Origin of the sequence: Acidisoma sp. L85 (genome assembly GCF_009765865.1) — a bacterium.
In the GTDB taxonomy this organism is placed as follows: Bacteria; Pseudomonadota; Alphaproteobacteria; order Acetobacterales; family Acetobacteraceae; genus Acidisoma.
This window is the reverse complement of sequence record NZ_LMUQ01000076.1, coordinates 417,567-424,502: the sequence shown is the minus strand read 5'-3', so window position 1 is coordinate 424,502 and position 6,936 is coordinate 417,567. Positions and strand designations below refer to the sequence as shown.

General features: G+C 63.0%; 5 protein-coding genes and 1 tRNA gene. 5 read left to right on the top strand and 1 reads right to left on the bottom strand.

The window, feature by feature from the left end; translation table 11 throughout:
• From GSQ83_RS27695 to GSQ83_RS27680, 4 genes are all read left to right on the top strand, one after another.
• A partial coding sequence (locus GSQ83_RS27695) for an efflux RND transporter permease subunit (RefSeq protein WP_174246742.1) occupies window positions 1-421 on the top strand: 421 nt, incomplete at its 5' end.
• Window positions 422-427: 6 nt separating this feature from the next.
• Complete coding sequence (locus GSQ83_RS27690) at window positions 428-3,541, top strand: efflux RND transporter permease subunit (RefSeq protein WP_158806066.1); 3,114 nt, start codon at window positions 428-430, stop codon at window positions 3,539-3,541.
• Window positions 3,542-3,686: 145 nt separating this feature from the next.
• On the top strand, window positions 3,687-4,580 hold the full coding sequence (locus GSQ83_RS27685) for an IclR family transcriptional regulator (RefSeq protein ID WP_158806065.1): 894 nt from the start codon (window positions 3,687-3,689) through the stop codon (window positions 4,578-4,580).
• 79 nt (window positions 4,581-4,659) lie between these two features.
• Window positions 4,660-4,749: transfer RNA gene (locus GSQ83_RS27680), tRNA-Ser, on the top strand.
• 858 nt (window positions 4,750-5,607) lie between these two features.
• Here the strand turns inward: GSQ83_RS27680 and GSQ83_RS27675 are convergent.
• The gene (locus GSQ83_RS27675) at window positions 5,608-6,375 is read right to left on the bottom strand and encodes a hypothetical protein (protein ID WP_158806064.1); all 768 of its coding nucleotides are present in this window, start codon (window positions 6,373-6,375) and stop codon (window positions 5,608-5,610) included.
• 236 nt (window positions 6,376-6,611) lie between these two features.
• On the opposite strand from GSQ83_RS27675, the gene GSQ83_RS27670 reads away from it, so the two are divergent.
• A complete protein-coding gene (locus GSQ83_RS27670; protein WP_158806063.1) occupies window positions 6,612-6,806 on the top strand; it encodes a hypothetical protein in 195 nt (64 codons plus the stop codon).
• The last annotated feature ends 130 nt before the right edge of the window (window positions 6,807-6,936 follow it).

Here is a 6,936-nt window from a genome sequence, read left to right as displayed (position 1 = left end):
CATCGGCGCTTTGCTGGCCCTGATGCTGACCGGGAACGATCTCTCGATCGTGGCGCTGGTCGGCGTCGTGCTGCTGATGGGCATCGTTAAGAAGAATGCGATCATGATGATCGACTTCGCTATCGAAATGCAGCGCACCGGCCGCCACTCGCCCCAGGTCGCCATCGAGCAGGCCTGCCTGCTGCGGTTCCGCCCCATCATGATGACGACGATGGCCGCCCTTCTCGGCGCCCTACCGCTGATCCTGCAGGGTGGCGCGGGCGCCGAGATCCGCCGGCCGCTCGGCATCACCATCGTCGGCGGATTGCTGCTGAGCCAGTTGCTGACCCTCTACACGACGCCCGTCATCTACCTCGCCATGGAGCGGCTGCGGCCGCAGCGCCGCCCGCGTCGCGGAGCGGCCGCACAGCCGGCGCGCTAACCCGCCGTGTCGGTTTCCACACCCTTCATCCGGCGGCCGATCGGCACCGTGCTGCTCGCCATCGGTCTGCTGATCGCCGGCGCCGTCGCCTATAAGTTTCTCCCCGTCGCCTCGCTGCCAAGCGTCGATATGCCGGCCATCGTCGTCCTGGTGAATCGCCCCGGTGCGAGCCCCGAAACCATGGCGAGTTCCGTCGCCGCCCCGCTCGAACGGCATCTCGGGCAGATCGCCGGAATGAACGAGCTGACTTCGATCAATTCGACCGGTGCCACCTCGATCATCTGCATCTTCGACATCGAGCGCAGCGTCGATGCGGCTGCCGGGGATGTGCAGGCCGCGATCAATGCCTCCGAAGCGGATCTTCCGGCGGATCTGCCGAGCGCGCCGTTCTACCGAAAGTTCAATCCGGCCGACGCGCCGATCCTGACCATCGCGCTGACCTCCGACACCCTGACGACGGGCCAGATTTACGATGCCGTGGACACCATCCTGGCGCAGCGTCTGGCCCAGGCTGCCGGCGTCGCCCAGGTGGACGAGAACGGCGCCGACAAACCCGCCGTGCGGATCCAGCTAAACCCGACCTCGATGGCGCTCGCCGGGCTGTCCGGGCAGTCGGTGGATCAGGTCGTTTCGGATGCCAATGTCACGCAGCCGATCGGCAGCATTCAGGGGCCGCAGCGCGCGCAGACGCTGCTCCTCAATGGCCAGATCGGCACGGCGGTGCAGTATCGCGACCTCGTCATGAAAGCAGGGACGGACGGCGTGCTGCGTCTGGCTGATGTCGGCACCGTGGTCGATAGCGTCGCCAGCCTGCGGCTCGCCGCCTGGAGCGGCAAGAAGTCCGCGATCCTGCTCAATATTACCAAGCAGCCGGGCGCCAATGTGATCGCCACGGTGGATGGCGTGAAGCAGATGCTGCCCGGCCTCATGCGGCTGATGCCGGCCGGCATCAAGGTGACGATCCTGACCGACCGCACCACGACGATCCGCGCGAGCGTCACCGACGTGCAATACACCCTGCTCATCAGCATCGCGCTCGTGCTGGTGGTGGTCTTCGCTTTCCTGCGCCGGGCAGTACCGATCATCGCTGCTGGCGTGACCATCCCGCTCTCCATCGCCGGCACGCTCGCCGGCATGTGGTTCATGGGCTATACGATCGACAACTTCTCGCTGCTCGCGCTGACAATTTCGGTGGGCTTCGTGGTGGATGACGCGATCGTCATGATCGAGAACATCCACTCCCATCTCGAACATGGCATGCCGCCGATGCGGGCGGCTCTGCGCGGCGCGCGGGAGATCGGTTTCACCGTGATCTCGATCACCCTGTCGCTCATCGCCGTCTTTGCGCCGCTGATGCTGATGCCCGGCATCATGGGCCGGCTGTTCCATGAATTCTCGGTCACGCTGGTCATGGCGGTAGGCATTTCCGCCATCGTGTCGCTGACCGTCACGCCGATGATCTGCGCCTGGTTCATGCGTCCGATCACCGCGCGGGAGCGCCGCTCGGCAAACCGGGTCTTGCGTGTGTTGAGCGTGAGCTTCGACCGCGCCTTCAACCGCTTGATTCGCGCCTATGGCCGCAGCCTCGACTGGGTATTGCGCCACCGCGTGCTCATGAATCTCGCGACGCTCGGCACCGTCATCTTCACCGTCTGGCTCTATGTCATCGTGCCGAAGGGCTTCCTGCCGACCGAGGATACCGGCCTGATGCAGGGCCAGACGCTTGCCGCGCCGGATATCTCCTTCCGTGCGATGGAGAAGCTGCAGGAGCGCGTGGTAGACGTGCTGCTGAAGGATCCCGCCATCGCCGAAGTGGGTTCGCGCATCGGCGTCGCATCCGGCTTCTCCTCACTCAACCGCGGCAACCTCTATATCTCGCTCAAACCGATAAGCGAGCGGCATGTCACGTCAGACGTTGTCATCGCGCGCCTGCGCCGCCCACTTTCCGAGATCGCCGGGATCAAGGCGACTCTGACCCCGGAGCAGGATTTGCGCACCGGCGGCCGCCAAAGCGCCAGCGATTATGATTTCGTGCTGAGCGGCGACAATTTGGCCGAGCTGCAGCAATGGTCGGCAACGCTCGAAGCAAAGCTGCATACCATGCCGCAACTCACCGATATCACCAGCGACCAGGATCGCGCGGGGCCGGAGGCCGATGTGGTCGTCGATCGCGGCGCCGCGTCTCGTCTGCAAGTCCCCATGAGCGCGATCGACGAGGCGCTCAATAACGGTTTCGCGCAGCGACAGATCTCGACCATCTACCAGCAACGCAACCAGTATAAGGTGGTGTTGGAGACGCAGCCCGGTTTGCAGCTTGATCCGGCGCAGCTCGACCGCGTCTATGTCGGCAGCACGAGCGGCATGCAGGTGCCACTTTCGGCGATCGCGCATTTCGTGCGCGGCAGCGCGCCGCTGACGGTGCGCCACCAGGGCCAGTTTCCGGAAGCGACGGTCAGTTTCAGCCTGAAACCGGGCATCCCGCTCAGCCAGGGAACCACGCTCGTGCAACAGGCGACGCAGGAGATCTTTCTGCCCGACGACATCCATACGAGCTTCGCGGGCAATGCCAAGCTGTTCCAGCAATCGACCAATGCCGAGCCGATGCTGCTACTGGCCGCACTTGTCGCGATCTACATCGTGCTCGGCGTGCTCTATGAAAGCCTGACACAGCCATTGACGATTTTGTCCACGCTGCCTTCCGCCGGCGTCGGTGCATTGCTGGCGTTGATCGCGACTAACACGCCGCTCTCCATCATCGCAATCATCGGCATCTTCCTGCTTATGGGCATTGTGAAGAAGAACGCGATCATGCTGGTGGATTTCGCGCTCGAAGCGGAACGCAATCGTGGGATGACGCCGATCCAGGCGATCAAGGCGGCAAGCCTCGCGCGCTTCCGCCCGATTCTCATGACGACACTCGCGGCTTTACTTGGCGCAGTGCCACTCGTCTTCGCCTTTGGCATCGGCTGGGAGTATCGGCGACCCCTCGGCATAGCGATCATCGGCGGACTGGCAATGTCGCAGCTACTAACACTTTACACGACGCCCGTTATTTATGTTGCACTGCAGCGTAAACGCGGTGCATCGCGCATCTATAAGCCTACGCCTTACTACCCCTAGCCATGCCCTACATCGCGGATGTAAACTTCACTGGAGCGATATTGCTTCGGGTTTAGTTCACGCGATGTAACGGTTTCTCGGGCCGGAGCGATTACCTCCGGGGCGGCTGTCGGGGCTGTTCTGCTCCGGGGCGAGGGGGCGGGCGATGGATGTGAAGATTGCGGACTATCCGATCGAGGAGCCGACGGCTCAAACTCGCTCCCGCATGAGCGGCCTCCTTCGAGCAACGCAGGTTCTCGACCATCTTGTGGTCGAGGGGCGGCCGGTTTCGGCCTATGATCTTGCTAAGGCTATCCGCGCGCCGGTCTCCACAATCTACGGTGTCGTCGACGCCCTCGTGCAGGCCGGATTGCTGGAGCGTGACGCCTCGGGCGCGGTGTGGTTCGGCAGCCGGATGTTCCATTACGGCTTGGCCTATGGCCGCAACGTTGACCTATTGCGTGAGGCCCGCATCGAGATGCGGCGGCTTGCCGAGGAACTCGGCGAGACGGTGCAGATCTGTGGTCGGCACGAAGGCTTCGTGGTGATCCTCGATATGGCGGAAGCGTCGCGCAACCTGCGCGTTTCCAACCGAATCGGCGCGCGCGTGCCGATAAATTGGAGCGTCTCGGGCCGATTCTTCCTCACCCATCTTGCGCATGCCGCGCGGCTTCAGGTCTTCCGCGAAAGCGCCGCGCCCTCGGCGACTGGCGAGGCGCCGCTCGATCCGGAGGAATTTGCGGTTCTGGTCGAGGAGGCGCGCCGCGCCGGCTATGCGAGCCAGCACAGCGGCACAGATGCCGGCATCGCCTGCATTGCGGCGCCGGTGAACAATGCCGCCGGCCAATGCGAGATGACGATCAGCATCGTGATGCCGGAGACGCGGATCGGCGAGGCGCTCGCCACCTATGCCGACGCGGTGCGCGAAGCGGCCGCCCGGGTCGAGACTCGCGTGGGCTGGCGCCCTTTTTCCCCTATGAGCGAGGCCGACCGCGGCCTGGCGGCGGTCTCCGCCCTGACCGCGGCCGAGCGGCCCGCTCTGTACGAGGCAGTGGCTTAGGACCAAAGCGAGCGGGCGGCCTCAGCGCCCGGTTGCGGCGGCGGGCTATCGCCCCTATAACGCGCGCCGTCGCCGCGCGGGAGAGGTGCCAGAGTGGTCGATCGGGGCGGTCTCGAAAACCGTTGTGCGTGCAAGCGTACCGTGGGTTCGAATCCCACCCTCTCCGCCAAGACGATGACGATAAGTAGCTGATTTAGCGCAACCGTGGGCATCCTCAGTCGAGGACAAGCCTTGACACAAATGCTCCGGCCGTACTCGAACGATGCTGCTAACGAGGTGGTTTCTCAAGAAGCTCGGCAAGCCGCCTCAAGTGAGAGGCCAGTTCGTAGGCTCGATGCGTACCCAGTGTCAGGTAGAGGGGCGAAGCACTCGCATCTATGGGCCAGAGCGTCAGGACGAGGTTTTGCTGTCCCGACACGAATGAGTAGTGTGTGGCTTCTTTCACTGGCGCAAGCCTCCCGACGGTCGCCCGCTGACCGCAAACTAGAGACGACGGGCCTGTAGCTACTGCGCGCGTCCTGTCTAATCGGATGCGGAACCACCGGTCACCACGCGAAGATGTGACCATGTGGCGTGTGGCGATCCGCAGACGGCTGGCTGAGCAAGCGCCACGTGCGTAATCGTAACGGCGAAAGACATTGGCGAAAAGCGGTCGCTTAAACGCGAAAGCGGCGGGGTGGACCGCCGCTGCAGCCGCGCTGCTCGCGATCGCGGCGATGCTGACAGCCTATTGCTGTGGATTTTGAGGTAACAACACGCGCTACTGGTCTTCGGCGCGAAATGGCTCCTCCGCACTATCCTTGGAGTGTCACCCAAACGTCGGCGACGCCGACTACCACCAACAACAAAGTCACGGCGCAGGTGACCGACACGGCGAAGCGCCACCAAACGGGCTGTAGAGGTGCGACGGGTTTTTTCATGGGGTGCGGGGAATAGCAGGCGGTGCCGTCACAGTGGAAGGCCCTTGGCGCTAACAACTGCGCGAGCATGTTCAGGCATCACGAGCTGGCTTTTTCTACCGACAGTCTCACCGCATCTGCTGCGCCAAGGCGTTGCGGAGCGGGTAGGAGGAAATGACGATGACGCCGCTGAAGGGCGTCTCCATTTCGGACATGAGATAAGTCGCGCCTGACAACGAGAGTATCGAGAGGGCCATCACCAAGACCACGGTTGCGTTGCGCGGCGAGTAAAGGCCGATTGTCGCGAAGATGACCATTAGCCAGGCAACCACGACAAAAAAGAAGGGCCGAAGCACGCTCCCGGAACTATCGTCGATGAAGATCCACCGCGCCTGGATCACCGCGTCGTATTGCGCCAATATCTCTGAGAGGTAGGAGCGGTGCGCGTCATCCGTGGGCTTCAGGGCACGAAGATCGGTCTCGACCTGATCGAGCAACTTTCCCGATCGCGCACCCTCGATCCGAATATTGGGATCGGCCCCTGTCGGCCACAAGTCGTGAATTGCGCTGACGGTATATTGCCGCAGTGCCAAGCGCGCCGGCTGGGCGTCCGAGCCGTAGTGACTGATCGAACGATCGAGAACGATGATGCTTGTGGCGAATTGCCTGAGGTCGCGATCCGTCGTGTCGAAGGACCCTTTGACCGAGCTCACCATCAGACTGAGGATGAGCACCGTCATGGTGACGACGATGCCGATCCCGAGCTTCACGACGTCCTTCGACCTCTCGTCGAGATGCGTTGATGGCCAATAGCGGCTCGCGAATAAGCCGACGAGCAAGGCGCCAAAAACGCACACGAATATTATGAGAGTCGTCGCGAGCGAATCTTCCATCATCTCCCCTTCGCAAAACGACCGCCGCGCTGCCGACTCGGCTGATCACGCGGGCGGTCCCGAAAATCGCTGGCGCGGATGAGCGTCGCACGGCGAGCTCCAGCATCAAACCGGACCCGGCGACTTGCGCCACTGAGGGCGGCACCGAAGGCGTAGATGAGGCTGAAGCCCAATCCCAAAAGGCTGTTGGCAATTCGAACGAATCGCGCCTCTGGCGACCGCTATGCCAAGCTCCGCCCATGAGCCAAAAACGGACAGCTCACGCGCCTCAACCGCCGCTCCTGCTCGCCTCCATCGTGCGGGTTGAGGGGGAACTGGCCTGTGCCGAGGGCGATGATCTCGACAAAAACCCCTACCGGGCCGACAGCGATTTGCACGAGCAGTGGCGGATCGGGTGGCTGACCATCTGGGCCAGACCAACGGACGCGCCCTGACAGATGGCATCTCCGAACGAATTTATTCCCGGCGGAGGTGTTGTATTGCCGTAGCCGGCCACGGTGATCGCGGCCGAGTGGGCTTAGCAGAGTGGTCTTGCAGTGGTTTTCCCAACCAAAGGTATCGGTT